The sequence below is a fragment of the Sorangium sp. So ce302 genome (genome assembly GCF_051530145.1).
Lineage (GTDB): Bacteria > Myxococcota_A > Polyangia > Polyangiales > Polyangiaceae > Sorangium > Sorangium cellulosum_B.
The window spans coordinates 843813-870485 of the sequence record NZ_CP150326.1; the positions used below are offsets into that span (position 1 = coordinate 843813).

Sequence of the window (26673 nt, forward strand, 5' to 3'; positions counted from 1 at the left end):
GCGGCCGACGCGCTGATAGCGTGGCGGACGCCGCGGTCACTCGAGCTCGAGCGTCATCTCGATCATCGTGCGACGGAAGCCGAACCGCTCGAACAGGCGCTGCGCGGCGGCGTTCTGGGTCGCGGTGTGGAGCACGACGCGCGGCGCGCCCAGGGCCCGGAGGCGCGCGATGACGGCCTCCAGGAGGATAGCGCCCGCGCCCAGCCGGCGCGCGGGCTCGGCGACATAGATGTCGTGGAGGGCGCCGCAGGCGTCGAGGAGGCTGTTCCAGTCGCGCGGCTCCCGGCGGCCGTAGGCGTAGCCGACCAGCGCCGGCTCGGCGCCCGCTCTCTCGGCGACGACGATCGCGGCGTCGGGGTCGGCGAGCTCGCTCGTGAGCCACCGCTCGTAGCCCGGCTCGAGCGGCTCCAGGCACATGAAGCGGTGCGGATCGAGGGCGTGGTGCAGGCGGACGAGCTGCGCCGCGAAGCGCGCCACCTCGGGCATGTCGGCGCGCACCGCGAGGCGGGCGTTGACGGAGGGGATCATCCGCCAGGATAGCCGAGCGCCGGCCGCTCGCTCCGCCTCAGCGTCCTCAGCGTCCCTTTCCCGCCCCCAGGCCCTCCAGCGCCTGCTCCGCGTCGCGCCGGTAGGCGTTGTCGGTCGGCGCCGTCTCCAGGAAGCGCTGGTAATGGTGGATGGCCTTCTCGCGGTTGTTCGCCGCGCGGAGCGCCTCGGCGAGGAGGAAGTGCGCGTCGAACAGCCACGGTGGGCTCGAGCGGTCCGGCGCCTCGCCCAGGGCGACCGCCTGCTCCATCTCGCTCGCGGTCCCGGCCCGGTTGCCGCGTGACGCGTAGATCTTGCCGAGGCGGTAGTGCCACTCGGGGACCTTGTCGTTGGCCGCGATCGCCTTGCGCCACGCCTCCTCCGCGGCCGCCCAGTTGCCCTGATCCTGGTAGCAGAGCGCCATCGTGGCGTAGGCCTCGTAGCGGGACGGCCGCTTCTCCAGCGCGATCTTCAGATCCGCCAGCGCGTCCCGGCTCGCCCCCTGCTTCTGCAGCAGCACGCCGCGCTGCCAGTACGCGTCGCCGAGCTCCGCGTCGAGCTCCAGCGCGCGCCTCAGCGCCATCTCCGCGCGCGCGGTCTGGGCCGTCTCGTTGGCGCCCCAGCCGACGTAGAGGTGGTACTCGGCGCGGTTCGGATCGAGCTCCGCGGCGCGCTCCAGGAAGCGCAGCGCCTCGGCCATGTTCGTGCCGCGCACGAGGAGCGCGCGGCCGAGGAAGTGGTTCGCCTCGGCGGAGTTCGCGCGGTCCTTGAGCACGTCGCGCAGGATGGGCTCCGCCTGGCTCGCGTGCCCCGCCATGACCTGGGTCGAGCCGACGCGCAGCTTCAGGTCGATGTCGTTCGGCGCCTTGCGGAGCGCGTCGGCGTACATCTCCAGCGCGCGCTCGCTCTGGCCGGTCTCCTCGAACAGGAGCCCGCGCTCGAGCGCGAGGCCCGGGTAGTCCTTGTCGGCCGCCGTGACCTTGTCGAAGATCTTCGCGGCGTCCTCGAACCGCCGCAGGCGACGGTACGCCACGCCCAGCTTGAACTGGCTGCCGAGGTCGTCCTCCTTCGCGAGCGCGAGCTCGAGCTCCTGCCGGGCTTCGTCGTACCGCCCGGTCTGGAGCGCGACCTCCGCCTTGGCCTTGTGCAGCGCGGGCAGGTCCGGGAACTTCGCCGTCGCCTCCGACAGCTTCTCCGCCGCCGCCTCGTTGCGGCCCATGCTGGACAGGAGCGACGCCAGCGCCACGTAAGCGTCGACGACCTCCGGGAGGTCCTCTGTCGACTTCACGGCGTCGAGGTACGCCTGCTCCGCTTCCTTCTTGTTGCCGAGCGCGAGCTCGGTGCGCCCGAGCCAGTAAGCGACCTGCGGGGCCGCCGCGTGCGTCTTCTGCAGCTCCTTCAGGAGGTCCTTCGCCTCCTTCATGCGCTCCTGCGCCAGCCACGTCTTCGCCTTGCCGAGCTGCGCGGCGAGGCGCTGGGCGTCGGCGCGGGCCGCGGCCTCGAAGCGCGCCTGCGCCTCGGAGTAGCGGCCCGACCGGTAGAGGACCTCGCCGTTGCCGATCAGGGCGCGCACCGCCTGCGGGTCGAGCTTCACCGCGGCGGCGAAGGCCTGCTCCGCCGCGCTCATGCGCGACCTCGCGAGGTGGATGGTGCCGAGCAGCGTGTACGCGTCGACGATCTCGGGGTCGCTCGCGGCGGCCCGGGTCGGGCCGTCGCCGGTGACCTTGCCGAGCAGATCGAGCGCCTCCTGCTCGCGGCCCGGGGTCTGCCAGAGCACCGACGCGATCAGGGTGCGGGCCCCGACGTGGTCGGGCGAGGCCTCGAGCGCGCCGCGGGCGCTCGCCTCGGCGCCCGCGGTGTCCCCGGCGAGGAGCTGCGCCCGGGCCAGGCCGTAGAGCGTGCGCGCGCTCTTCTGGAGGCCGCTCGCGTGCTGCCACGCCGCGATCGCCTTGGGGGCGTCCCTGGCGGCGAGCTCGATCTCGGCCGAGAGGACGGCGAGGTCGACGTCGTCCTTGAGCTGCGCGGCGAGCGCCTGCGCGGCCTGTCGCGCGCGCGGGAGCTCGCCGCTGGCCGCGGCCTGCGCCGCGACGGCGAGGGAGAGCAGGTCGCCCGGATGGGAGCTCGCGAGCGTGAGCATCTCCTTGCCGAAGGCGTCGTCGACGGTCCGGTGCCCGAAGCGGATGCTCCGCGCGAAGGCGATGTACGCGGCGTAGGCCATGGTCGCCCGGTGGCGCGGCGCATTGATCCGCGTGGCGTTCGCGTCGTTCAGCGCTCCGTTGGCGGCCGACGCGGTGTCCTTCGCGAAGGCCGTCTGGGTCCGCTGGCGGAGCTCGGCGAGCGCCCCCTCGTGCGCGAAGGCGTTGAGCCGGTCGCTGATGAGGTTCACGCCGAAGGCGCCGACGTCCGGAACGAGCGCGAGCGCGCCGCCGCTGACGGCGGCGACCGCGAGCGCCGCCACGACGTAGCGCTTGATCTTCGATTTTGGCGGCGGTGCTTCCGTGGTCGCCGCGGGCTTCTCGGCCTGCGCGTCGGGACCGGCGCTCAGGTCGCCGATCTCGGTGCCCGCGCCGGTCAGGTCGACCTCGTCCCCGACGCTGGGGTGCGGCTCGCTGAGCTCGATGCCCCGATCGTCGGCGTCCGCGGGCGATTGCGTGAAGTTCGCCGATCGGTCGGACGGATCGTAAGGGGTGGGCGCGGCGCCGGGGGCGAGCTGCGTGACGCTCTCGCCGAGGGCGATCTCGTCGCCGAAATCGGCGGCGCCGAAGCCGGCGGTGGGCGCGGCGCCGAAGCCGGTGGTGGACGCGGCGCGGGCGTCGGCGGGCGGCGCGGCGAGGAAGTCGGCGGGGGGTACGGCGCCGAAGTCGACGGGCGGCATGGCGCCGCTGCTGGGCGGCTCCGGCGCCGCCTGCGGCGGGAGGGGGCGCGGCCCGGGCGCCTGGAATGCGGCGCCCACGCGCGAGTCGTCGTAGTCCGGCGGGGCCTCGTCGAAGAGCTCGGCGCCGACGATGGTCCCCGGTCCTACAGGCGAACCGGCACCGGTGGCCTTCGAGGGGAGGGCGGAGCCGGTGGCCTTCGAGGGGAGGGCGGAGCCGGTGGCCTTCGAGGGGAGGGCGGGGCCGGTGGCCTTCGTGGGGAAGCCCGCGGCGGTCGGAGCAGGGAAGCCCGCCTGGGCCGCGGTCGGGAGCCCGGCGCGCGCAGGCGAGGGGAGCGGCGCGGAAGCCGGCGTGGGCAAGCCCGTGTTCGAGAACGGGGCGGGCATGCCGATGACGGCCGGGGCTGAGCTCGGCAGATCGCCGGCGACAATGGGCAGGTCGCCCGCGGATGTCGCGGGCAGCTCGGCGTCGCCGTCGCCCTCGAGAGGCAGCTCGAGCTCACCGAAGCCGAACGACATGGATCCGCTGCTGGAACGCGCCGGAGGAGCCGGGGGCGCGTCGTCGTCCAGGTCTCCGAAATCGTACTCCGGGGCCACGCGCGGGGGCGCGTCCCCCGCACCGCGGGTGCGCCCGCGACCGAGGGGCTGCGTGGTGGCCCCGGCGTTTCGCGCGCCGAGCCCGGCGTCCCGCGCACCAGGCCCCGAGGGGGCGCCCGGCGCCGACTCTCGCTCGCCGAACCCGAGGGTGCGCCGGCTGCTCGGAGGCAGCGGCTCGACCCGCGCCGGCAGGTCGGTACCGGCGAACGCGGTCGGCGTCGCCGGGGCGGTGCGGGACTCCGCGCGCGATCGCGCCGGGAGCGCCACCGACGCCCCGGGCGCGTTGCCGTAGACGACCGGCAGATCGTCCGGGTTGAGCCCCTGCACCTCGGCGTCCGTCGGGCTCGGGAGCTCGACCATGAGATCGATCTCTCCGAAGCCGCGCCGTTGCGGCACGGTCTTGGCGTTCCGCCGATCGGACGGGGCGGGGCGATCGGGGACGTCCGGCAAGCCGATCTCGCCGAAGACCTCCGGACCCGGCGGCTCAGGAGGCGGCGCGGGCGGCGCAGGCACCGCGGGCGCTGCGCGGCGCGGCGGCGTCGGTACCGGCGCCGGCGCCGGCCCGGGGCGTCGGGGAGGCGCGACCGCGGGGAATGCGATGTCCTCCGGAGCCGCCATGGGCAGATCGGCGTCCTCGGTCGCCGCCGGGGCGCTCCGCTCCGAGAGCTGAAGCCCCCCCGCCCCGGCCCGCGGCGGGGGGGTGGGCACAGGCGTCGGCGCGGGCGCTGCGCTTGCGCCCCCCTTGGTCACCAGCAGGCTCGTACCGCACTTCGGACAGCGCATCCTGAGCCCCGCAGGGGGGACACGCTTCTCGTCGACCTGGTACGGCGATTTGCACCCGTCGCACTCGACCTTGATCATGCTTCCCGACCCGATGCCGGCGCTGCGAGCGCCTTCGCAGGCGCCCCACGCTCGTTCGGCCTGCGAAAGGCCGGGATGCCCCGACATCCGCTCTCCTTACTAGCAGGGGTTGCGGTCCTTAGGATCGCCTCTTCTGCCGGGCGCCCTCAAATCGGCGACTTCCTCGGGCATGTCGCGTACGTGGTCCGGAAGCAGGAAGCGGACAGCGCGCAGTCGCGGGGCGGCCGGGGACGGCGGGACGGGCGGGACGGGCGGGACGGTAACGGAGCGGCGACGCCATCTGGCAGGCGACGCGTGTCGCCCATCGCGGCCTCGCCAAGCGTCCTCCACCTGTGCTAACGCGCTGCCGCTCATGCAGCGCTCGACGGCGGTCATCTACACGCTCTTCTTCGCGGGCGCGCTGGCGTTCGTCATCACGCAAGGCGGCTCGAAGGGGCGCGGCGCGGCCAGCGCGCCCGCCGACGCAGGCCCCGACGCCGCCGACGCCGCCGCCTCGCCTGCGACGGCCGCGGCGGGCGACGCCGACGCGGGGAGCGACGCCGGCGTCGAGGGCATCGTCCAGGAGCGCGGCCCCGAGCCAGCGGGGCGATCCGACGCGGGCGTCACGCTCCTCTCGGGAGAGGCGCCGCCCTCGCTGCCGGCCGAGGCGCCGAAGAAGGTGCGCTTCGGCGTCGTGCTCATCCAGTACCGCGGCGCGCAGGGCGCGGCGCCGACCGCGCGCTCCAAGGACGCCGCGCTGGCGCTCGCCAGGGAGCTCGCCGAGGTGGCCAAGACGGACTTCAAGGCCGCCATCGAGAAGGGCGACAAGGGGTCGACCGACGACCTCGGCTACATCCCGCGCGGCGTGCTCGAGCCCGCGCCGGAGTACGAGCTGTTCAGCCTCCCCAAGGGGGGCGTGAGCGGCCCGGTCGACACGCCGCGCGGCTTTTGGATCGCGCGTCGGATCGAGTAAGTAGAGCGTACCGCACCCGGCGCGTCGCCGTGGACGCGAACGAGTGGAGATACCGTATGGCGACGATCGACATCCGTCGGCAGCACGCCCTCACCAAGGACGAGGCCAGGAAGCGCGCGGAAGAGCTTGCGCGGGGCATGGAAGACAAGCTCGGCATCCAGTGGCGATGGGATGGCGACGTCATCCGGTTCGAGGCGCCGGGCGGCGCCGCGAAGGGGACGAAGGGCCTCGTTCGCGTCGAGGCGTCCGCGGTCCATGTGGAGATCGATCTCCCGTTCCTGCTGAAGGCGATGAAGGGCATGGTCGAGTCGAAGGTCAACGACAAGCTCGACGCCGTGCTGGGCAGGGCCTAGCCCGGCAGCCGGGCCAGGCGTGCCCCGGCGGCTCGATCGACCGCGCCGCCCCGCAGCGCGCGGCGCCCCGGCCGACACGCGCGCCCTCCTGCTCAGCGCCGCATCCCCGCCTCCTCCTCGCGAGCGAGCGACCTCCGCCCCCTCGCGCGCGTCGCGCCGCGCGCGAGCGCGCCCACCGTTCTTCGTTTTCCAGCGGTTCCGGCGGCGTACGCGGTCGACCGGCGCGCTCCGCGGATCTCCTCGCCGGGCGCGGGCGCGCGCACATTCGTGTCCGCCGTTCGACCTACCGAACGCGCGCGGCCAGGCAGGCTACTCGACGCGGCTCGACGCTGTTCGAGCCGGCTCCCTGCCCGGCGCGCTTTACTCCGTCAGGTTCGGTTCGCTACTCTCCGCCATCGTCATGCGGTGCGCACAGATGAGACCCCGTTCGGAGGCGTCGCGAGCGAGATGACGGTTCAGGCACCCGAGGGGCAGGCGGAGAGCATGACGGCCCTGATCGCGCGGCTCCGCGCGGAGCAAGGCGAGCAACCGGAGCGGCAGCTCCAGGCGCTCTTGCTGCACGAGCTCGGCGCGCTCGAGGAGGCGCTCGGCGAGGAGCCCACGGCGGCGCGCGACTACCTCGCCGCGTTCAACGCGGATCCCCAGTTCCGCGAGCCGCTCGAGGCGCTGGTCCGCATCCTCACGCGGCGCAAGTCGATCAAGAACCTCGGCAAGCTGCTCGACGCGCTCACGCGCGCCGCGGCCACCCCCGAGGAGCGGGCGCGCTCGTTCTGGGAGCGCGCGGCGTACCTCCAGGACCACGAGCAGAACCTCGCGGCGGCCAAGGAGGCGCTCGAGGAGGCGGCGCTCAGCAACCCGGAGGACGCGACCCCGTGGCTCGAGCTCGAGCTCATCGCGGCCAAGGAAGGGGACCTCGCCGGCCGGATGCGCGCGCTGGAGGCCCGCGCGGAGCTCGCGACGGACGCGACGTGGAAGGGGCTGCTCTTCATCGAGCTCGCCGACCTCGCGGCGGCGACCGAGAACGTGGAGCGCGCCTACGAGCTGCTCGACGCGGCCGCCGCGCTGGAGGGGCGGGCGCGCTTCAGGTCGCAGCTCGCGCTCGAGGTCATCGCCCGGCGCGAGGAGGACCTCGGCGCGCTCGCGCGCGCCCTCGAGGGGCAGGCGGAGCTCATCGCCGACGCGCTCGACGACGAGGCGAGCGGCGACGCCAACGGCGTCCCGCGGACCATACGCAAGCCGGAGCACGCGGCCGACGCGTGGCTCCGCGCCGCCGAGCTGACGCAGCGGGCCGGCACGGGCGGCTTCGCGTCGCTCCTCGAGCGGGCCGCGGAGCGGCTGCCCCAGTCGACGCTGCTCGGCCGGGCGCGCATCGCCGCGCTCGAGTCCGCCGGCGAGGCCGAGGCCGCCGCCAGCCTGGCCAAGCAGGAGATCGCGCGCGGCGCGAGCGGGCCCGGCGCCGCGGCCCTGTGGCTCCGCGTCGCCGAGGCGGCGGCGCTCGCGAGCGATCGCGAGGCCGCGCTCGCGGCGCTCAGGAGCGCGCTCGCGGCCGACCCGCAGTGCATCCCGGCCCGCGCGCTGGAGATCGATCTCCTCGGAGACGGTCAGGACCCGTCCGCGTTCGCGGCCTCGCTCGAGGCGACGGCGGCCTCGTACGCCAGCGACGACGCGCGGGGGCGCGCGCTGCTCCTCGCGGCCTACGTCTGGGCGGTGCGGACGGACGACGTCGGCGCGGCGAAGGCGGCCCTGTCGCAGGCCGGCATGGCCGGCGTCCACCCGGGCGTGCTCGCGCGCTTCGGCCGCTCGTTCGCGGCCCTCCGCGGCGACGCGGCCTGGTACGAGGAGTCGACGAAGCGGCTGCTCTCGACGGGCGTCGACCCGGCCGAGAAGGCGAGCCTGTGGTTCGAGATCGGCCGGAGCCGCCTCCTCCGGGGGGACGCGGACGGCGCCGAGGGCGCCTTCGCCGAGCTCGCCGACGCCGGCGCCGACGACGGCGCCACGCCGAACGCGTGGCTCGGGCGGGCGCTCGGCGCCTTCGCGGTCGATCTCGTCCGCAGCCGGCGCGAGCGCGGCGACGAGCCCGGCGCCGCGGGCCCGCGGCGCTCGCCGACGGTCATCGAGGCGCTCGCCGAGGTCGAGGGCGAGGAGACCGCGCGCGGGCTGTGGCTCGTCGCTGCCCTGCGCAGCGCGCGCGGCGGCGATCTGGATCGCGCGCGGAGCCGGCTCCGCGCGCTCTTCGAGCGATCCGCGGACGACGAGGTCATCGCGGTGTTCCTGGCCGAGCTCCACCGGCGCGCCGGGAGCCCGACCGCCGCGGCCGCGACGCTCTCGGCCTGCGCCGCGGCGATCGACGACGCCGATCTCTCGGCGGCGCTGCACATCGAGGCGGCGATCCTGCTCTGGCGCGCCGGCGAGCGCGGGCGCGCCGTCGAGGAGCTCGAGGCGGCGCGCGGCAAGGCGCCGCGCGCCGGCGCGACGGCGCTCACCTGGGCCCTTCGCGGCCACGAGGCGGGCGATCTGGAGAGCCGGCGCCGCGCCCTCGAGGTCGCCGGCGAGGCGGGCGAGGACCCGGCGGCGCTCGCGCTGTCGCGGTTCGGCCTCGAGGTCGGCGCGGCCGAGGGCGGCGACGCCGACGAGGCGCTCGCGACGCTCGAGGCGCTGGAGTCGCAGGCGAGCGACGACCTCGCCCTGGCCGCCGCGCTCGGGCGCCTCCTCTGGCAGCCGGCCCTCGAGCAGCGCAGCGCCGTCGAGCGCGCGCTCGACTACATCGAGGAGCGCGGCGACGGCGCCGCGACGATCGCGCACGCCGAGCGCTTCCGCCTCGCGCGGACCCTGGACCAGGATCGCGCGCGCACCGCGGCGCGCGCGGCGGCGTGGGCCGCGGCCGACCCGAGCCCGCACGCAGAGCTCGAGTGGCTCGGCGCCGCGCTCGGCGCCGAGGATCGCGAGGCGGAGGTCGCCGCGCGGAGCGCGCTCGCGCGGCACATGGAGGGCGAGGCCCGCGCCGCGATGGAGGCCTCGGCCGCGATCGTCGGCGCGCTCGATCAGCCGAACCTGCCGCGGCCGTTCCTCACGGGCGAGCACGCGCCCGCGCAGCTCGCCAACCTCGAGCTCGCGCTCCCCGGCTGCGATCCGCGGCGCCGCGCCGCGGCGCTGCACGGGCTCGGCGACGCGCTCGGCGAGGAGGCGCAGCTCACCGCGCTCGGCCTCGCGGGCTGGTCGGACTTCGCGGCCGGGGATCACGAGCGCGCGCTCGCCGCGTTCCGCGCGGTCGTCGAGCGGCGGCCCGACGACGTCGCCGCCTGGGAGGGCGTCCGCGCGACGTCCGAGGCGCTGCGCGACCCCGTGTCGACGGCGCTCGCCTCGGCGCAGCTCGGGGCGCTCTGCAAGGACGACGCGCGCGGGGCGGGCTTCTGGGAGAGCGCTGGGCTCCTGCTCCTCCAGCACACCGAGGCCGACGAGGACGCGGAGATCGCCTTCGATCGCGCGTTCGCGCGCGACCCGCGGCGCGGCGTCGCCTTCGACCGGCTGTTCCGCCGGGTCCGCGCGCGCAACGAGGACGATCGGCTGCTCGACATCATCGAGAAGCGGCTCGGCGTGGCGGACAACGACCTCGAGCTCTGCAAGCTGTTCTGGGAGCGCGCGCGCGTGCTCCGCAAGAAGGGCAAGCTCGACGACGCGCTCGCCGCGCTCGAGAACGTGACGCTGCTCGAGCCGGACCACATCGGCGCGCTGGCGCTCTCGGCCGACATCTCGAAGGCGCAGGGCGACCTCGGCCAGGCGGCCGCCTTCTACGCCGAGCTCTCGCGCGTCGCGAAGGCGCCGGGGGAGCAGCGCCTCATGTCGGGGATCACGGCCGTCGACGCCTACGAGAAGCTCGGCGAGCACGACAGGGCGCTCGAGGTGCTGATCGGCCTGCACCGGGCCGGGCTGTCGACGCTCGTCGTCCGCGAGCGCCTCGTCCGGGTCGCCGCCCGGGTCGGCTCCTGGGACGAGGCGACGCGCCTGCTCGAGGAGCTCATGGTCGAGCGCGACACCCCCGAGGGGCGGATCGAGGCGGCGCGCCTCGCGATGGCCATCTACCGGGATCAGCTCGCCGCGCCGCGCCGCGCCGAGCGGGCCGTCGCGAAGCTCCTCGAAGAGGCGCCGGACGACGGCGAGGCGATCGATCTCGTCCTCACGACGGACTACGAGCCCGCCTTCCGCACCCGCGTGCTCGGCCGCGCCAAGGCGACGCTGATCCAGGCGCTCGCGTCCGAGCCGATCGACGCGGACCGGGTCGCGCTCCTCGCGAAGATCGCCGGCGCGGGGCAGGACGCGGCGCTCCGGCAGGCCACGCTCGGCGCGCTCGTCTCGCTCGTCCGCATCGACGACGGCATCTCCGCGGAGCTCAGGAAGATCGACGCCCGCGTCCCGGCGCGGCCGCAGATCGCCCTCGACGCCAAGGCCATGGCCGACATCGCCGATCCGCTCGACACCGGGCCCGTCGGCGAGCTGTTCGCGAAGATGGCCGAGACCATCTGCATGGCGCTCGGCCCCTCGCTCGTGTCGCTCGGCGTCGGCAAGAAGGACCGCATCGACTCGCGCGGCGGCCACCCGCTGCGCGTGGCGGTCGCCGAGTGGATGGGCGCGCTCAGCTTCGAGACGGACTTCGAGCTCTACGTCGGCGGCCCGAGCCCTCGCGGCGCGACCGGCGTCTACGGCCAGCTGCCGGCGCTCGTGCTCGGCCCCGAGATCACGACGCCGCTCGACGCCGCCTCGCGCTCGGCGATCGCGCGCGAGGCGTTCGCGCTGCGCCGGGGCATCTCGTCGCTCAGGACGCGGGACGACAGCACCGTCGCCTCGCTCGTCGCGGCCGCGTGCATCGAGGCGGGCTTCACGGTCCCGCAGCCGCCCTACGCCGTCTTCGGCGAGGTCTCGCGCGCCATCCACAAGGAGATGTCGCGCGCGACCCGCAAGGCCATCGCCGACGTCTGCCAGCGCATCGTCTCGAGCCAGCAGGACCCGCTCCGCTGGGCGCAGGCCGCGCGCAGGAGCATCGACCGCATGGCCGTCATCGCCGCGGGCGACGTCTCGCTGGTCCTCTCGGACATCCTCAATACCCCGCGCGAGCAGCTCGGCGGTGTCGTCGCCGAGAGCGAGCGGGCGCGCCAGCTGGTCGCGTTCGTCCTCTCGCAGAGCTACCTCGAGCTCCGGAAGAAGCTCGGCATGGGGGTCCGGTGAGCAAGAATCCGCAATCCAAGGGCTCCTCTGGCGGCGGCGACGAGGGCGCGCCGTCGCAGGAGAAGATCACGGTCCCCCCGCCGGCGATGTACGGCGCGGCGGTCTCGGAGGGCGACGTCGAGGAGGCCACGCTCCTCGCGAAGATCCCCGAGGAGCTCATCCAGTCGATCCGCGGCGCCGAGGAGGGCGAGCGCGCCGGCGAAGGCGGCCTGAAGCAGCTGTTCTCCCGCGAGCCCGTGCCCGTGCCCGCGAGGCCCGCGCAGAGCGCCGGAGAGAGCGACGCGCTGCTCGACATGCTGTTCGAGGATCAGCGCGCCGAGGACGTCGACGACGAGGTCGTGACCTCGGCGCCGGCGTTGCACGGGACGCGCCGGCCCCCGGCGCCCATCCCGCCGCCGCGCCCCCCGTCGCTGCCCCGCCCCGCCGCCCAGCCCCGCTCGGGCAGCAGGCCGGGCGACGTGAAGGCTTCGCTCGGCGCGGAGCTCACGCCCGGCGATCGGACGCCGAAGATCCCGCCGCCGGCCCCGTCCGCGAGGTTCACGGCGCCGCGCCCGCAGCCCGCCGCCCCGCCGCCCCCGCTGCCGCCGCCGTCGGTGCGCCGGGAGCCTGTGTTCGAGGAGGACACCGCCGAGCCGGGCGACCGCGCGACGCCCATCCCCGACGGCGGCGACTCCCCGTTCGAGTTCGCGCCGCCCAGCGGCGCCAGCAGCGGCCGGTTCGCGGAGGCGCACGCCTTCGACGACGAGGAGACGCACGGCATCGACGACGAGGAGACGAACGCCCTCGACGAGCCTGGGCCCACGACCCGGCCGTACACCGGCCAGTCGTCCGCCTCCACCAGCCGCTGGGATCAGCCCGCCGCCGACAGCGATCCCGGCGAGCTCGTGGACGAGTCCAGCCTGATCGGCGGGTCGACCGAGCCGACCGATGAAGAGCTCGAGGACGATCTCGCGCAGACGCGCGTCGCGACCCGGAGACCCGACAGCGGCGTCGCCTTCACGCCGCCGCGTCCGCCTTCATCGCCGCGCGCGTCGTCGTCGCCGCCGCGCCCCTCGTCGTCGCCGCGCGCGTCGTCGCCACCGCGCCCGTTCGCGGCGTCCCACGTCCGGCCGTCGCCGTCGTTCGTGCCGTCGTCGTCGTTCGTGCCGTCTTCATCGCCGCGCGCGTCGTCGTCGCCGCCGCGCCCGTCTTCGTCAGCACGCGTCCCGTCGGCGCCTCCTGCGGGCCCGTCGTCGTCGCCTTCCCGCGCGCCGGAGAGCCTCCCGCCGCTGCCGTCGATCCCGCCGCCCGCCTCGGTGTTCGACGGCGAGCAGGACGCGAGCGCGATCCTCGTCCAGTCGCAGCAGCGCGACGTGTGGGCGGCGCGCGCCGCGTGGCTCCGCTCCGAGGCCGAGCTCATCGAGGACCCCGCGGCTCGAGCGCGCGCGCTGCTTCCCGTCGCCGAGCTCTACGTGATGGCCGGGGAGGACGCCACCGCCCGCGCCATCGCCGCCGAGGCGCGCGATCTCGCCCCTAGCCTGATCTTCGCGCACCGCCAGCTCCGCGGCCTCCTGATGCGCGAGGCGGATCTGCCCGCCGCGCTCGAGGCGCTGGAGAGCGAGACCCGCGTCCTCGGCACGCCGGCCGCGCGCTGCCACAACCTCGTGCTCGGCGCGGAGCTCTGCCGCATCCCGCTCGCGGATCCCGAGGGCGCCCACAAACGCTTCGAGCTCGCGGCGCGGACGCACCCCGCCGATCCCCGCGCGCACGTCCAGCGCTTCTGCGAGGCGCTCGCCGCGCCGGACTCGGACGCGGCGGCCTCGGCCGTGCTCGCGAAGTTCCGCCTCCCCGAGGCGCCCGAGCTCGCGCCGCTCGCCGCGGCGAGCACTCAGGTCGCAGCGCACCGCGGCGCCCCGAGGCCGGCGCGCGGCCGCGCCGCCCCCGCCACGCCGTACGAGGCGCTGCTCCGTGCCCGCGCCCTGCTCGGCGCCGGCGACCTCGCCGAGGGCCTCGCGACCCTCGATCCCCTGCGCGGCACCTCGCTCGCGCCCGCCGTCGCGTGGCTCACCGCTGCGCTGAGCGCCGCGCGCAAGGAGACCCGCCCGGCGTCGCTCGGCGCGCTCCGCAGCGTCGCCGCCGGCTCGCACGGCGGCCAGGCGCGCCGCGCCCTCGCGGCGCAGGCGATCGAGCTCGGCGACGCCGCCGCCGTGCGCGACGCGACGCTCGACGACGGCGGCGCCTTCTCGCCGGCCGATCGCATCGTCCTCTCGGCGCTCGCCGGCGGCGCCGCGGGCGAGATCGACCCGTGGCTCGACGCCCTCGCTGACGATCCCGAGTTCGCGCCGCTCTGCGCCGCGGCGAGCGCCGCCCTGAGCGACGCCGGCGGCGACGCCGCGGTGGACGGCGCGCCCGCGTCGAGGGGTGTGCGCCCCCTCGGCGGCCCGAGGGCCCGCGCCGCCGCGGCCCTCGGCCGCGCGCTCTCGCGCGAGGCCGTCCCCGCCGAGGGCGGCGTCGACGCGAGCGACGCCTTCTCCCGCGCGGTCGTCACGTACGGCGACACCGCGCCGGAGAGCCCGCTCTTCCGGGCGCTCGCGCTCGAGCTCGATCTCGACGGCGATCGCGGCGCCCGCGTCGCCAGGGCCGTGGCGTCGCTGCGCGAGGTCGCGTCCGAGCGCGACAGCGCGCTCGCCGCCGCCGTCCTCGCGGAGATCGCGGGCGATCAGCGCGCGGCGATGAGCGATCTCGATCGCGCCCGCGCCGCGGACCCGCAGCACGAGGGCGCCGCGCGCGCCCGCGCCGCGCAGGAGAGCGGCGTCGGCGCGGCCCGCATCCTCGCGGAGCACGCGCTCACGCTCGACGAGGGGCCGCGCGCCGCGGTGCTCGTCACCGAGGCCGCGATCCGCCTGCTCGACGGCGGCGACAACGAGGAGGGCGAGCGCCTGCTCTCGCGCGCCGCCCAGATCGATCCGAAGCTCCCCGTCGCGCTCCACCTCGGCGAGCGGAGCGCGCGCGCCCGGGTGGACCGCGACGGTCTCCTCGAGTGGCTCAGGACGCGCCGCGAGGGCGCGGCCGACCCCCTCGAGCGGGCTCACGATCTCGTCCGCGAGGCGCTCCTCGTCGCCGAGGCCGACCCCGCGGCCGCGGCGTCGCTCCTCGAGACGGCGCACCGCTCGCGCCCCCAGGACATCGGCCTGCGCGAGCTCTTCGAGCGGCTCGCGCCGGAGCCGCCCGCCGACCGCGCCTCCTGGCGCGCCGAGCGCGCCGCCGAGCTCCTGCGCGCCCTCGACGCAGGCGGCGATGGCGACGCGGGCCGCTCGGGTGACGACCGCGCTGCCGTGGGCATCGAGGCTGCTCGCCTCGCGCTCGAGGCCGCCCTCGACCACGAGCGCGCCGGCGACCTCGCGCAGGCCGCCGCGTGCGCCCGCCAGGCGATCGCCGCCGGGGACAACGCGCTCGCGCCGATCGCCCTCTACCGCGCGGCCGTCGCGGGCCACGGCACAGGAGAGCTCGTCGACGCCCTGATCCCGCGCGCCCGCGAGGCGGCGGACGCGGCGGAGCGCCTCGACATCTACGAGCGCCTCGCGGAGCTGGACGAGCACGGGCGCAAGGACGCCGGCAGCGCCCTGCTCTGGCGCCGCTCCATCCTGGAGGAGACGCCGCACCACCTGCCGACGCTCCGCCGGGTCGCCTCCTACCTCATCGGCGAGGGCCGCGACGAGGAGCTCGAGCCGATCGCCCTGGAGATCGCGCGTGTCCTCGACGGCCCGGAGGCGATCGCCCACGCGCTCCTGTCCGCGCGGCTGCGCCTGCGCGTGCTCCCGTGGGAGGAGGCGCTCGAGCCGGTCCAGATCGCGTACAGGAACGAGCCCCGCGGCATCTGGGCGCTGCGCCAGATGGCCGCCCAGGCCCGCGCGAAGGCGGATCACGCCCTCGCGATCGAGGCGGATCGCCAGCTCATCGAGCGCACCGATCGCCCGTCCGAGGCCGCGGCCCTCTCGGTGCGCGCCGCCAGGGACGCCCTGCTCGCGGGCTCGATCGAGGACGCCGTCGCCTTCTTCCGGCACGCGATCACGCTCGTCCCGCACTACCTCGTCGCGCACCTCGATCTCGCCGACGCGCTCGATCGCGGCGGCGACCCGGCGGCCGCCGCCGCGGCGCTCGAGTCTGCCGCGGGCGCGAGCGTCGGCCCCGAGGGGCGCGCGCACTCGCTCTACGCCGCGGCCGTGCTCTGGCAGGACAAGGTCCAGAACGTCGCGCGGGCGCGCGACGTCCTCGAGGCGGTCGCCACGGTCGATCCGTCGTACGCCGACGTCTTCTCGCGGCTCAGGGCCATCTACATCGCCGAGGGGGCGCGCGCCGAGCTCGCCGCGCTCCTCGAGCGCCGCCTCGAGGCGGTGACGGATCCCGCGGAGCGGGTCGAGATGGAGGTCCTGCGCGGCCGGGCGCTCGCCGACGTCGGCGACGCGACGGCCGCGAAGCGCGCGCTCGCCGCCGCGCTCGACGCGAACCCCGATCACGTCGAGGCCCTGTCCGCCTTCGCCGACGTCTGCGCCGGCGAGGGCGACTGGGCCGGCGCCGAGCAGGCGTGGATCCGCCTCGCGCGCCTCGTTCCCGAGCCCGCCAAGCAGGTCGCGATCTACCTCCGACTCGGCGAGCTCTACGACGAGCACCTCCCGAACGCGGAGCGCGCCGAGCTCGCGTACCAGGAGATCCTGAAGCGCTCGCCGGGCGACGTGAGCGCGCGCGAGCGCCTCGTCTCGCTCTACAAGCGCGCCGGCGACGGCGCCCGCGCGCTCGAGCAGCAGAACCTCCTCATCAACGCCGCGGAGGCGCCCGAGCAGAAGTGCCGCCGCACCGCGGAGCTCGCCGAGATCTACGAGGCGATGGGGGACGCGAAGAAGGCCGAGGCCACGCTGCTCACCGCCCGCAAGACGTGGCCGAAGGACGACTTCGCGCTCGGCGCGCTGGCCCGCTACTACCAGCGCACCGAGCAGGCCTCCGCGGCGACCACGCTGCTCGATCGCGCCCTCGCCGACGCGCGCCGCGCGCTCAACACCGGCCGCTTCGAGCCCTACCTCTTCTCGACGGTCGCGACGGTCGCGGAGCTCCGCGGCCGCGCTGGCGCCGCGAAGATCGCGCGCGCGACGGTCGACGCGCTCGACGGCCGCGACGCCGCGATGGGCGGCGCGGGCAACGCCGCCGGCGCGGCCCGCCTCGACGCCCACCTCGCGCCGGAGCTCATGACCCCCGCGTTCCGGGAGCTCCTGCTCAAGACGGGCCCGCTGCTCGACGCCGCGGTGCCGTTCGATCTCGACTCGATCCGCGCGACGCCGCTGCCGCCCCAGCACGCCGAGATCACCGATCTGGCGCGCGGCATCGGCGCGGCGTACGGCCTCCCCGGCCTGCAGGTCTACATGACGGGCGCGCTCGGCGCCGTCTGCGTGCCGGCGTCCACGAGCCCGCCCAAGATCGTCCTCGGCCAGGCGCTCGTCACCTCGCCGCGCGAGGACGTCCGGGTCGCCCTCATCCACCGCGCCGTCAAGATCCTCCAGACCAACGCCTCGGCCTTCTCGCGGACGGCGCCGATCGATCTCTGGCCGCTGCTCGCGGCTTACCTGAAGGCGTTCGTCCCGACGTGGTCGCCGCAGGGCGCGGACGCCGGGCGCCTGCGCGAGTACCACGGCCGCATCGAGCGGGTGATGGCGGGCGGCGTGGATCCGAAGATCAGCGTGCTCGCCGCCGACGTCATCGGCTCGATCGGCAACCGCGCCTCGACGTTGAACACCGCGATCAACGGCTGGGGGAACCGGGCCGCGTTCCTCGCCGTGGGCGACATCAACGTCGTCCTCACGGGCATCGCCTGGTCCGGCGGCAACACGAACGCGCCGCCCGCCGCGGGCAAGGACCGCGTCACCTGGATCGGGCGCAACGCGGAGGCGCGCGACCTCATCGTCTTCGCCGTGAGCGACGGCCTGACCGAGGCGCGGGAGCAGCTCGGCTTCAACGAGTGAAGGCGGGCGGGCGCTCGCGCGCTCGTGGCTGCGCGCTGCCCGCGCCTCATCGCGTCATCGTGCCACCGTCCTCGCGCATCGCGCTCCCATCGCGTTCCCATCGCGTTCCCATCGCGTTCCCATCGCACGATTGCACCGTGGCGCTATGTTGGGCGCGCGCCGTGGCGAGCACTTCGCCGTCGCGGAGGCTTGCTCGGCCGCGTATGCTCCGCTGCCTGACAGCGAGCGCTCGGCCTCTTCGCTCCGGCATCGGCTGCACGTCCCTCACGATCCATGACGACGACCCTCAAGGCCAAGCCCCGCGTCTCTTACGATTGCTCGAAGTGCCCGGCCTACTGCTGCTCCATCTATGAGCGGGTCGAGGTCACGCCGCGCGACCTGCGGCGGCTCGCCCGCCATTTCGGCCTCACGCTCGAGGCCGCCGAGGAGCGCTTCACGAAGCGCTACAACGACGAGCGCATCCTCCGGCGGCAGTCGGATCCGGTGCTCGGCCGGGTCTGCCGCTTCCTCGATCTCACGACCCGCGGCTGCACCATCTACGAGGCCCGGCCCGAGGTCTGCCGCGATTACCCGGGCAGGCCGCGGTGCGGCTATTACGACGTGCTCCAGTTCGAGCGGGAGACACAGGACGATCCCGACGTGATGCCGCTCGTGCAGATCACGTTCCGGTCCAGGACGCCGGCCGGTTAGCGCTCGATAGGGCGGCAGCGCGGCTCAAGCGCGGCTCACGTCCCCTCGTGGACCTCGTCGTCCGTGTCCGCCTGCGCCGCCGCGCTCGCCTTCCTCCGCTCGTGCAGCCACTCCTCCGGCCGATCGGCGGGGTAGATCCGCAGCGAGCCGTCGGCCGGCCCGAGCAGATCCTCAGCGCGCGCCGCGCCCGTGATCCGCTGCGCGGCCATGAGGCCTGACATCGCGGCGCCTGCCACCCCGTGGCTCAGCGTGCTGGCCCCGCACTGGTACAGCCCCGGGATCCTCGTCCCGATGGAGAACGACAGCGGGCCGAGCTGCCACCTCGTCTTGGCGGTGCCGTAGGCGGCGCCGCGGTACGTGGCGCAGTAGAAGTCGTTGGTCAGCGGCGTCGCCACCGAGCGGAACACGAGCGCGCGCGAGATGCCTGGGATGACGTTCTCCGCCGCCGCGATCATCTGATCTCCGATCGACTCCTTGAACGCCTCGTAGTCCGCCCCTCGCTCGCCCGTGCGGGTCTTTTCCCAGCGCGTGAAGGGGCCGTGGGGCACGAACGTGAACATCTCGATCGTGTGGTGGTTGCCCCGGGTCGGGTGGCCCGGGTCCTTCAGCGTCGTGATGGTCAGGAACAGCCCGTCCACCGCCCCGCGCGGCAGCTGGTGCTCCATGCGCTCGTAGAGGCGCCCCACGTCTCGCTCGCGGTACCACCAGTAGTTGCCTGAGTCGTAACCCATCGACCGGAGGTCCATGTCCACCGCGCAGAACACGCTGAGCAGGCTCACCGAGTACTCCATCCGCTGGACCTTGCGGCGCTCGCGGGCCGTCAGCTCGGGCGGCAGCAGCTCTCCATAGGTGATCGCCGGGTCCGCGTTCGAGACGACGCTCGCCGCGCGCAGGACCTCTCCCCCTTCCAGCTCGACGCCGGCCGCTCTCCCTCGCTCGACGAGGATGCGCTTCACCCGCGCCCGCGTCCGCACCTGCCCGCCGAGCCGGCGAAGGGCCCTGATCATCGCGAGCGGGATGCGCTTCGCGCCCCCGCGCGGGTAGTACCCGCCGTCCATGTAATGGCAGACGATGCCCGCGTGGACCGGCAGCGCCACGCGCGACGGCGACAGCCCGTGATCGCCCCCCTGCGCCGACAGGAACGCGCGCAGCAGGGGATCGCGGATCGTCGCGTCCAGCAGATCCTCCTGGGTGCGGAGGCCCCAGCGCACGAGGCTCGGCGCCTTGAACGGCGCGAGAAGCACCCTCGGGAACTCGAGCATCGCCTCGAGCCGCCCGAGATCGTCGTTGACCCCGCGCAGGACACGGAAGTACCGCGCTATCCCCGCGGCCTCGTGCGGGAACCGCGCCGTGAGCCGGGCGACGAGCCGATCGAGGCCCTTGGGCACGTCGAGCCGCTCGTCGCCGATGATCAGGTGATCGAGCCCGTCCGGGTTGAGCTCGCAGAACTCGAGATCTCCCGAGAGCCCGAGCCCCTCGTAGAGCCGCCGCACGGCGCCCCCCGGGCCGAGCCCGCCGATATAATGGACTCCCGGGCTGAACAGGTACCCGTTCAACGAGAAGCTGTGCGTCCACCCGCCGGGCAGGTAGTGCTGCTCGACGACGAGCACCTTCTGTCCCGCGCGCGCCAGCGCGAGCGCCGCAGTGAGCCCGCCGGCGCCCGATCCGATCACGACGGTATCCGCGTGCCGCATGACGCTACCCCTCCGGACTACGATGCTCCAGGGACGTGGTCGGCTGCGCGCTTGTGCCCTCGATGGCCCCGCCTCTCGCTCGTCGCTTCCCCGTCGTTTACCCGCCGCCTCGCTTGCCGGCGTCGGGCGGCGCCCCGGCGTCGGGCGGCGTCCTGTCCGCCTTCTCCATGTTCATGAGCGGCAGCGGGCAGACGACGGGCACGGCGCGCGCGGGGGTCTGCGCCGACTCGCGGAGGCATGTCTTGCCGGTCAGGCGGAGGCGCTCGCCCACCTCGAGGTCGGGCGGGCACACGACCGCCTGGGACGCGGAGACGAGATCCCCGTCGATCCAGAAGATCTCGCACCCGTCGTCCGTCCGGCGGAGGTGGTAGTGCCGCGTCGGCCGCCGCGGCACCGGCGTGCCCTCCGGGAGCGCGGCGCCGCCGTCGCTCGCCTCCGCGACCCCGCCCTCCTTCCCGGCGTCCCCCTGGCACGCAGTCACCCCGAACGGCACCCCGAACAGCACCCCGGACAGCAGCACCGGCAGGAGCCCGGCCAGCGTTCGCTGCGGCGTCGGCGGCGGCATCTGGGCGCCTCCCGGACCGGCCCTGCTCACCGGGTCGGGAAGAGCAGGATGGACATCTTGGTCAGGAAGAAGTCGGCGATCAGGATGGTGATCGACGTCACGACCACCGTGCGCGTGGTCGCGTGGCCGACGCCCTCTGTTCCGCCCCGCGTGATCAGCCCGAAGTGGCACCCGACGAGCGCGATGATCGCCCCGAAGAAGGGCGTCTTGTACATCCCGCTGAAGTAATCCATGAACGTGACGGATCCGAGCGCCGTCCGCAGGAAGAAGCCGGCGGGGATGCCGAACTCGGTCGCGCAGACCAGCATCGCCCCGCCGAAGCCCAGCACGAGCGCGAACGCGCCGAGCACGGGCATCACCACGACGCTCGCGAGCAGCCGCGGCAAGACGAGCTTCTTCAGCGGGCTGGCGCCGAGGGCGCGGATCGCGTCGATCTGCTCGGTGACGGCCATCGACCCGACCTCGGCCGCGATGCCGGCGCCGATGCGGCCGCCGACGATCACCGCCGTCAGCGTCGGCGCCAGCTCGCGCGAGAACGACAGGCCGATGATGCGGCCGGTGTACTCCATGCCGCCGAACTTCTGCAGGCCGATGGCGAACTGCACCGCCATGACCATCCCGACGAAGAGCGCCGTCACCGACGCGATGGCGGCCGAGCGGACGCCGAGCGCCTCCATCTGATAGAGGGTCGAGCGGATCTCGAGCGGCCGCTCGAACATCGACCTGAGCGCCCCCCAGGTCATCCGCCCGAACTGCCCGAGGTGCTCGACGAACCCGACCGCGTTCTCGTTGATCCGGGCGAGGAGCGGGGGGAGCGGCGGAGGGGGCAGGCTGTTCGGCGCCTGGCTCTGCGGGGGCACGCTGTTCGGCGGCAGGCTCTGCGGGGGCACGCTGGTGGAGCCCCCGCCGGAGGAGGCGGCCGGCGGGCCGTTCGAGGCGGGCGGCGGCGCCGCCACGGGCCGTTTGCGATCAGTCGTCATCGGTCATCGGTGCGCAGGGTCGAGAAGCCGCGGACCATCCGCGTGAACGCCGGCTCGCTGGCGGCGTAGCCGGCGGGATCGGCGATGAGGAGCATGTCGTACACGCAGCCGTTCTTCTTGAGCACCCAGATGTCGAAGACCTTCGGCACCCCGTCGAGCTTCGCCGACATGACGGTGTGCATCGCCTCGCGGCCGTCGAACGGCACGACCTCCTGCTTCAGCACCTCGCGCTCGGTGAAGTGCAGGAAGAGGTGGTTGGTCAGCGAGACGAGCGGGATGTCCTCCTCGTTCCGGCAGCGCCCGTTGAGGGCGATGGTCGCCCCGTTCGCGTCGTCGCGGTACGCCACCGCCGCGTCCGACACCTCGAGCCGCTTCCAGCTCGCCGGCGCCGGGGGCACGCGGAACGCCACGTCCGTGCCGCGGTAGACCGTTCCGTCGAACGACGACCCTCCGCAGCCGGCGAGCGCGATCGCGACGGCGAGCAGCCAGGCTCGGGGGTGCGCTGCCTCGGCCGCAGAACCCGCGGCGGTGAGGCGCCTTCGAAGGGGTCGTCGCATCGCTGCGAGCCGACGCTATCACGCTTTTGCATCCTGGGCGAACCGCGAGCAGCCTGGCCGTTCCGGCGAGATCCTTCGGATCTCACCGGCTTTTTCGCCGCGCGCCGCGTACAGGGCGCCGCACCTCACCAGGAGTCTCGCCGCCGCGGCGCGTCCCACGGCGGGGCCCGGCGGGCAGCGGGGTGCCGGGGGGACGGGCGAAAGTGCTGCCAGCGCTCGTGCTCGCGCCGGGTGCGCCCTGTCATGAAGATGCGGACGAGGAAGAGCCCGGCGACGAACCCCCCGAGGTGCGCGAAGAACGCCACGCCGCCGCCGCGCACGCCGATGGAGCCGAGCCCGTTCAGCAGGTTCACCACGAAGTACTCGAGGATGACCAGCCACGCCGGGAGCTCCAGGAACAGCCCGAAGATGAACCACAGGAGGAAGATCGGGTTCAGCACCGTGATCGGCGATCGCGGGTAGAGCGACGCGTACGCGGCCAGCACGCCCGAGATCGCGCCGGAGGCGCCCACCATCGGGATCGTCGAGCCGGGATCGATGACGACCTGCGCGCCCGCGGCGGCGATCCCGGACAGCACATAGAAGGCCGCGTAGCGGGCGCTGCCCAGCGCGTCCTCGACGTTGTCGCCGAAGATCCAGAGGAACAGCATGTTCCCGCCGAGGTGGGCCCACCCCGTCGGATCGTGCAGGAACATGCTGCTGAAGACCGTCCACCACGCGTCGCTCGGCGCTTCCAGGAGCTGCTCGGGGACGAGGCCCCACGCCGAGAGCAGCCGGTCGGGCGGCAATCCGGCCGCGATCGTCGATCGCATCCAGAAGAAACCGAGGACGTTGAGCGCGATCAGCAGGTAGTTGACGACCGGCAGCTTGCGGGTGGGCAGTTGGTCACGGACGGGCAGCATCGCGATCACCTTAAGCACGCGGGCCCGTGACAGCATCCGCCTGCCTTGATAGACCCCCGGCCGATGTCCGCCCTGCGCCTCCACGACACGCTGACCCAGAAGCTCGCCCCGCTCGCCCCACGGCGGCCTGGCGAGGTCCGCATGTACTGCTGCGGCCCGACGACCTACGACGTCGCGCACGTGGGGCACGGCCGCGCCGCGCTCGCCCCGGATATCCTCGTCCGCCACCTGAGGGCGCGCGGCCTCCGCGTCGTTTACGTTCGAAACGTCACGGACGTCGACGACAAGATCCTGCAGCGGTCGGCCGAGTCCGGCGAGCCCCCCATGGACCTGTCGGCGCGGATGGCTCGCCTGTACCAGGAGGACGTCGCCGCCCTCGGCTGTCTGACGCCCGACGTCGAGCCGAAGGTCTCGGAGCACATCCCGGAGGTCATCGCCTTCGTCGAGCGGCTGATCGAGCGAGGCGTGGCCTATGTCGTCGAGCGGCCCGGCGACGTTCGCGACGTTCGCGACGTTCGCGACGTCTATTACTCGGTCCGCAGCTTCCCCTCCTACGGCAAGCTCTCGAAGCGCAACCTCGACGAGCTGCGGGTCGGCGCGCGCGTCGGTCCGTGCGAGGACAAGCGCGATCCGCTCGACTTCGCGCTCTGGAAGGGGGTCGCCCCCGGCGGGTGGGGCTGGGACAGCCCGTGGGGCAAGGGGCGCCCCGGGTGGCACATCGAGTGCTCCGCCATGGCGGGCCGCTACCTCGGGGCCGGCTTCGACGTCCACTGCGGCGGCATGGATCTCGTCTTTCCCCATCACGAGAACGAGATCGCCCAGAGCGAGGCCGCCCATCCGGACGGCGCGCCGCTCGCCTCGATCTGGATCCACAACGGCTTCGTCAACGTCGACAAGGAGAAGATGGCGAAGTCGCTCGGCAACTTCGTCAAGCTCCGCGACGTCTACGCGCGCAACGACCCGGAGGCGCTCCGCTACTTCCTGCTCACGGTCCACTACCGGGGTCCGCTCGAGTTCGACACCCACAAGCGCGACGACGGCCGGGTCGTGTTCCCCGGCGTGGTCGAGGCCGAGCGCCGCGTCGACTACCTGTATGCGACGCTCGATCGACTGTCCGCGCTCTCCGCGCCGTCCGCGCTCGCCGGCCCGCCCGCCAGCGAGGGCGCCGCGCCGGAGCTGTCGGCGCGGCTCCCGAAGGGGTTCGCGGCGCTCGCCGCGCTCGCGGACGGCGCGCCGGGCCGCGCCGCCGCCGCGCTCGACGACGACCTCAACACCCCCGTCGTGCTCTCGATCATCGCCGAGGTCGCCAAGGCCGCCAACGAGCTCGCCGACGCCGCGCAGCGGCGGGGGAAGGACCAGGACGTCGCCCGCGCCGCCCCGCCGCTCGCGCGCCGCCTCCACGCGGCCCTGCGGTCCTCGCTCGACGTCCTCGGCCTGCTGCAGACGCCGTCTCCGGTCTACCAGGCCCGCACGCAGGAGCAGCGCCTCGGGCTCCTCGGCACGACCCGGCAGGCGATCGAGGCGAAGCTCGCCGAGCGCGCCGCGGCGCGCGCCGCGAAGGACTTCGCGCGGGGCGACGCCCTCCGGAAGGAGCTCGAGCGCGACGGCATCGAGGTTGCCGACTCTCCCACCGGTACGACATTCCGGGTGAGCGCCTGAGGCGCGCCGCGCCGCGCGCGTTCCACCGCTGACGCTCGTGCAGGCGGCTGCCCCCAGTGGACGAGGACCGACGGGAGATCTAGGTTTCGGCCCGATGAAGGCCCGCAGCGGTCCGCGCGCCTCGCATCTCCCGCGGACCAGAACGATGACGGACGACCATGGCTCGTGATCTCTACTCCGTGCTCGGCGTCTCGCGCGACGCGGACGAGGACAGCATCAAGAAGGCGTTCCGCAAGCTCGCGATGAAGTACCACCCGGACAAGAGCCCGGGGAAGGCCAACGAGCAGAAGTTCAAGGAGATCAACCAGGCTCACGAGGTGCTGAGCGACAAGACGAAGCGCGCGCTCTACGACGAGTTCGGCGAGGAGAGCCTCTCGCAGAACTTCGATCCCGAGCGCGCCCGCGCCTACCGCCGCTACGCGAACGCGCGGGCCGGCGGCGGGGGCCGCGGCCCCGGCGGCTTCGACGTCCAGGAGATCTTCGGCAACGCCCCCGCCGGAGGCGACCTCAGCGACATCCTCGGCGACCTCTTTGGCCGTGGCCGCGGCGGCGCGGGCCGCCGCCCGCAGCCGGCGCGCGGCCGCGGCGGCGACATCGAGCAGAACCTCACCATCGATTTCGTGTCGGCGGTGCGCGGCACGACGCTCCAGCTCCAGCGCGAGGGTGATCCCGAGCCGGTCACGGTGCGCGTCCCGCCCGGGGCCGCCGAGGGCAGCCGCCTGCGCATCCGCGGCCAGGGCGCGCCGGGCATGGGCGGCGGCGAGCCCGGCGATCTGCTGCTCAACATCCACGTCACGCCGCACCCGTTCTTCAAGCGCGAGGGCGACGACCTCCACCTCGACGTCCCCGTCACCCTGGGCGAGGCCTACCGGGGCGAGAAGATCCGCGTCCCCACGCCCGACGGCGAGGTGACGCTCAAGATCCCGGCGCGCACCCAGACCGGCCAGGTGATGCGGCTGCGCGGCAAGGGCATCGCCCGCAAGGCGAAGGAGCCCGGGGATCTCTACGTGAAGTTCGTGGTGCACGTCCCCACCGTCGACGACCCCGAGGTCGCGAAGGCGATCGATGCGCTCGACGGCAAGGTGGAGGCGCCGCGCGGCGATCTCCGGTTCTGAGCGCGGCCTCCCGGCGCGGCGCGGGCCGCGCGTGCGGTCCGCTCCTCGCGATGGCCATCGCGCTCGCCGCGTGCGCCTCGCCGGCGCCGCCGCGCCCGGCCCCGCGCGCCGCCGGCCTCTCCGCCCCGGCCGCCGCCCAGCCGGGGCGTCCGCCCCGGCGGGTGGGCGCGCTGGCGGCCGCCGCCTCCTCCACTGAGCTGCGCGCCCCGGCCGCGCCTCCGGCGGTCTCTCCTGCGGCGCCGGGCGCCTCCCTCGGGGACCCGTCCGCGGCGGCCGCCGAGGGCGACGCGCGCGGCGCCTCGCAGGGGCCCTCGATCGCGATCGATCCGCCCTACAAGCTCGGCCGCCACCTCGTGCCTCGCGGCCAGGCCGAGGCGGCGGAGCGGGATCGCTGGAACGCCGGGGGCAGGGGGGATCCTCCCGCGCCGCCGCCTCCGGCCGAGGGGCACCCGCTGCCGAGGATCATCGTGGACATCGACCACGTGAAGGGTCCGCTCAAGGCGAGCGAGGTGCAGCGCATCGCCCGGCGGCACCTCTGGATCCACGTCTACTCGTGCTACCGCCTGCGCGCGTACCGGGACCCGACGCTGCACGGCAAGACCACGGTGCGGCTCACGGTGAGCCGCGCCGGCAAGGTCACCGGGGCGCGCGCCACCTCGTCCACGCTCTCCGCGCCGGACGTCGTCTCGTGCCTCACCGCGCGCGCGCGGTCGCTCCCGCTCCCCGGGGCCAAGGCCGGCTCGACGGTCGTGGCCACGCTGCAGGTCTATCCGGGCGACGAGCCGGTCGAGCCTCCGCCGTCCGTCCTCGCTCCTGGCCCGGGCGAGCTCCAGCCGGACGCGATCTCCGCCGCCCTGGCCGAGGCCTTGCCCGTGTGGCGGAGCTGCTACGAAGAGGCCCTCGCGGGCGCGCCGGCGCTCTGGGGACGCCTCGCGATCCGCTTCCACGTGACGGACAGCGGCGCTGTCGACGAGGCCTTCGAGGCCGAGTCGCGCTTCCCGGACGAACGGCTCACCCGCTGCGTGCTCCGGCGCGCGCGAGCGCTCACGTTCCCGGCGCCGGAGGGCGGCGACCTGCGCTTCGTCGTACCGCTCCGGTTTTCGCCCGACCCGCAGCCCTCAGCACCCTAGTTCCGCCCGCC

The 26673-nt window shown here is 74.7% G+C and carries 15 protein-coding genes; 8 read left to right on the forward strand and 7 right to left on the reverse strand.

Features of this window, described 5'->3' with window-relative positions:
- Positions 1-36 precede the first annotated feature (36 nt).
- A complete protein-coding gene (locus WME73_RS03200) occupies positions 37-528 on the reverse strand; it encodes an N-acetyltransferase family protein (RefSeq protein WP_437744105.1) in 492 nt (163 codons plus the stop codon).
- A 46-nt stretch (positions 529-574) separates the two neighbouring features.
- Complete coding sequence (locus WME73_RS03205) at positions 575-4942, reverse strand: tetratricopeptide repeat protein (RefSeq protein ID WP_437914688.1); 4368 nt, start codon at positions 4940-4942, stop codon at positions 575-577.
- A gap of 265 nt (positions 4943-5207) precedes the next feature.
- On the opposite strand from WME73_RS03205, the gene WME73_RS03210 reads away from it, so the two are divergent.
- The 5 genes from WME73_RS03210 (at position 5208) to WME73_RS03230 (ending at position 18060) form a co-directional block, all read left to right on the forward strand.
- Complete coding sequence (locus WME73_RS03210; RefSeq protein ID WP_437914689.1) at positions 5208-5807, forward strand: peptidyl-prolyl cis-trans isomerase; 600 nt, start codon at positions 5208-5210, stop codon at positions 5805-5807.
- 56 nt (positions 5808-5863) lie between these two features.
- A complete protein-coding gene (locus tag WME73_RS03215; protein WP_272097713.1) occupies positions 5864-6160 on the forward strand; it encodes a polyhydroxyalkanoic acid system family protein in 297 nt (98 codons plus the stop codon).
- Positions 6161-6607: 447 nt separating this feature from the next.
- Positions 6608-11380, forward strand: coding sequence for a hypothetical protein (locus WME73_RS03220; RefSeq protein ID WP_437914690.1), 4773 nt, complete (start codon positions 6608-6610; stop codon positions 11378-11380).
- Positions 11377-17370, forward strand: coding sequence for a hypothetical protein (locus tag WME73_RS03225; RefSeq protein ID WP_437914691.1), 5994 nt, complete (start codon positions 11377-11379; stop codon positions 17368-17370). The genes WME73_RS03220 and WME73_RS03225 overlap by 4 nt, the downstream gene beginning before the upstream one ends.
- Before the next feature lie 273 nt (positions 17371-17643).
- On the forward strand, positions 17644-18060 hold the full coding sequence (locus WME73_RS03230; RefSeq protein ID WP_437715531.1) for a YkgJ family cysteine cluster protein: 417 nt from the start codon (positions 17644-17646) through the stop codon (positions 18058-18060).
- 35 nt (positions 18061-18095) lie between these two features.
- On the opposite strand, the gene WME73_RS03235 is transcribed toward WME73_RS03230, so the two are convergent.
- From WME73_RS03235 to WME73_RS03255, 5 genes are all read right to left on the reverse strand, one after another.
- On the reverse strand, positions 18096-19754 hold the full coding sequence (locus WME73_RS03235; protein ID WP_437914692.1) for a phytoene desaturase family protein: 1659 nt from the start codon (positions 19752-19754) through the stop codon (positions 18096-18098).
- A 97-nt stretch (positions 19755-19851) separates the two neighbouring features.
- Positions 19852-20319, reverse strand: a complete 468-nt coding sequence (locus WME73_RS03240) for a hypothetical protein (RefSeq protein ID WP_437744111.1) — start codon at positions 20317-20319, stop codon at positions 19852-19854.
- A gap of 26 nt (positions 20320-20345) precedes the next feature.
- Entirely contained in the window at positions 20346-21299 is a 954-nt protein-coding gene (locus WME73_RS03245; protein WP_437744112.1) for an MlaE family lipid ABC transporter permease subunit, read from the reverse strand.
- Complete coding sequence (locus tag WME73_RS03250; protein WP_437744113.1) at positions 21296-21856, reverse strand: hypothetical protein; 561 nt, start codon at positions 21854-21856, stop codon at positions 21296-21298. The genes WME73_RS03245 and WME73_RS03250 overlap by 4 nt, the downstream gene beginning before the upstream one ends.
- A 125-nt stretch (positions 21857-21981) precedes the next feature.
- Positions 21982-22758: a rhomboid family intramembrane serine protease gene (locus WME73_RS03255; RefSeq protein ID WP_437914693.1), complete on the reverse strand. Its 777-nt coding sequence runs from the start codon at positions 22756-22758 to the stop codon at positions 21982-21984.
- A 63-nt stretch (positions 22759-22821) separates the two neighbouring features.
- Here WME73_RS03255 and cysS point away from each other — a divergent pair, with 63 nt between their 5' ends.
- The 3 genes from cysS (at position 22822) to WME73_RS03270 (ending at position 26662) form a co-directional block, all read left to right on the forward strand.
- Positions 22822-24417 (forward strand): cysteine--tRNA ligase, encoded by a 1596-nt coding sequence (gene cysS, locus WME73_RS03260; protein ID WP_437914694.1) that lies wholly within the window; start codon positions 22822-22824, stop codon positions 24415-24417.
- Positions 24418-24575: 158 nt separating this feature from the next.
- Entirely contained in the window at positions 24576-25532 is a 957-nt protein-coding gene (locus tag WME73_RS03265; RefSeq protein WP_437914695.1) for a DnaJ C-terminal domain-containing protein, read from the forward strand.
- A gap of 50 nt (positions 25533-25582) precedes the next feature.
- A complete protein-coding gene (locus tag WME73_RS03270) occupies positions 25583-26662 on the forward strand; it encodes an AgmX/PglI C-terminal domain-containing protein (protein WP_437744117.1) in 1080 nt (359 codons plus the stop codon).
- Positions 26663-26673: the final 11 nt, after the last annotated feature.

Coding starts and splice junctions, on each gene's coding strand:
- WME73_RS03250 (WP_437744113.1), bottom strand. CDS start 21,856: ATGCGACGACCCCTTCGAAGGCGCCTCACCGCCGCGGGTTCTGCGGCC.
- WME73_RS03235 (WP_437914692.1), bottom strand. CDS start 19,754: ATGCGGCACGCGGATACCGTCGTGATCGGATCGGGCGCCGGCGGGCTC.
- WME73_RS03265 (WP_437914695.1), top strand. CDS start 24,576: ATGGCTCGTGATCTCTACTCCGTGCTCGGCGTCTCGCGCGACGCGGAC.
- WME73_RS03215 (WP_272097713.1), top strand. CDS start 5,864: ATGGCGACGATCGACATCCGTCGGCAGCACGCCCTCACCAAGGACGAG.
- WME73_RS03255 (WP_437914693.1), bottom strand. CDS start 22,758: ATGCTGCCCGTCCGTGACCAACTGCCCACCCGCAAGCTGCCGGTCGTC.
- cysS (WP_437914694.1), top strand. CDS start 22,822: ATGTCCGCCCTGCGCCTCCACGACACGCTGACCCAGAAGCTCGCCCCG.
- WME73_RS03230 (WP_437715531.1), top strand. CDS start 17,644: ATGACGACGACCCTCAAGGCCAAGCCCCGCGTCTCTTACGATTGCTCG.
- WME73_RS03205 (WP_437914688.1), bottom strand. CDS start 4,942: ATGTCGGGGCATCCCGGCCTTTCGCAGGCCGAACGAGCGTGGGGCGCC.
- WME73_RS03210 (WP_437914689.1), top strand. CDS start 5,208: ATGCAGCGCTCGACGGCGGTCATCTACACGCTCTTCTTCGCGGGCGCG.
- WME73_RS03270 (WP_437744117.1), top strand. CDS start 25,583: ATGGCCATCGCGCTCGCCGCGTGCGCCTCGCCGGCGCCGCCGCGCCCG.
- WME73_RS03240 (WP_437744111.1), bottom strand. CDS start 20,319: ATGCCGCCGCCGACGCCGCAGCGAACGCTGGCCGGGCTCCTGCCGGTG.
- WME73_RS03200 (WP_437744105.1), bottom strand. CDS start 528: ATGATCCCCTCCGTCAACGCCCGCCTCGCGGTGCGCGCCGACATGCCC.
- WME73_RS03220 (WP_437914690.1), top strand. CDS start 6,608: ATGACGGTTCAGGCACCCGAGGGGCAGGCGGAGAGCATGACGGCCCTG.
- WME73_RS03245 (WP_437744112.1), bottom strand. CDS start 21,299: ATGACGACTGATCGCAAACGGCCCGTGGCGGCGCCGCCGCCCGCCTCG.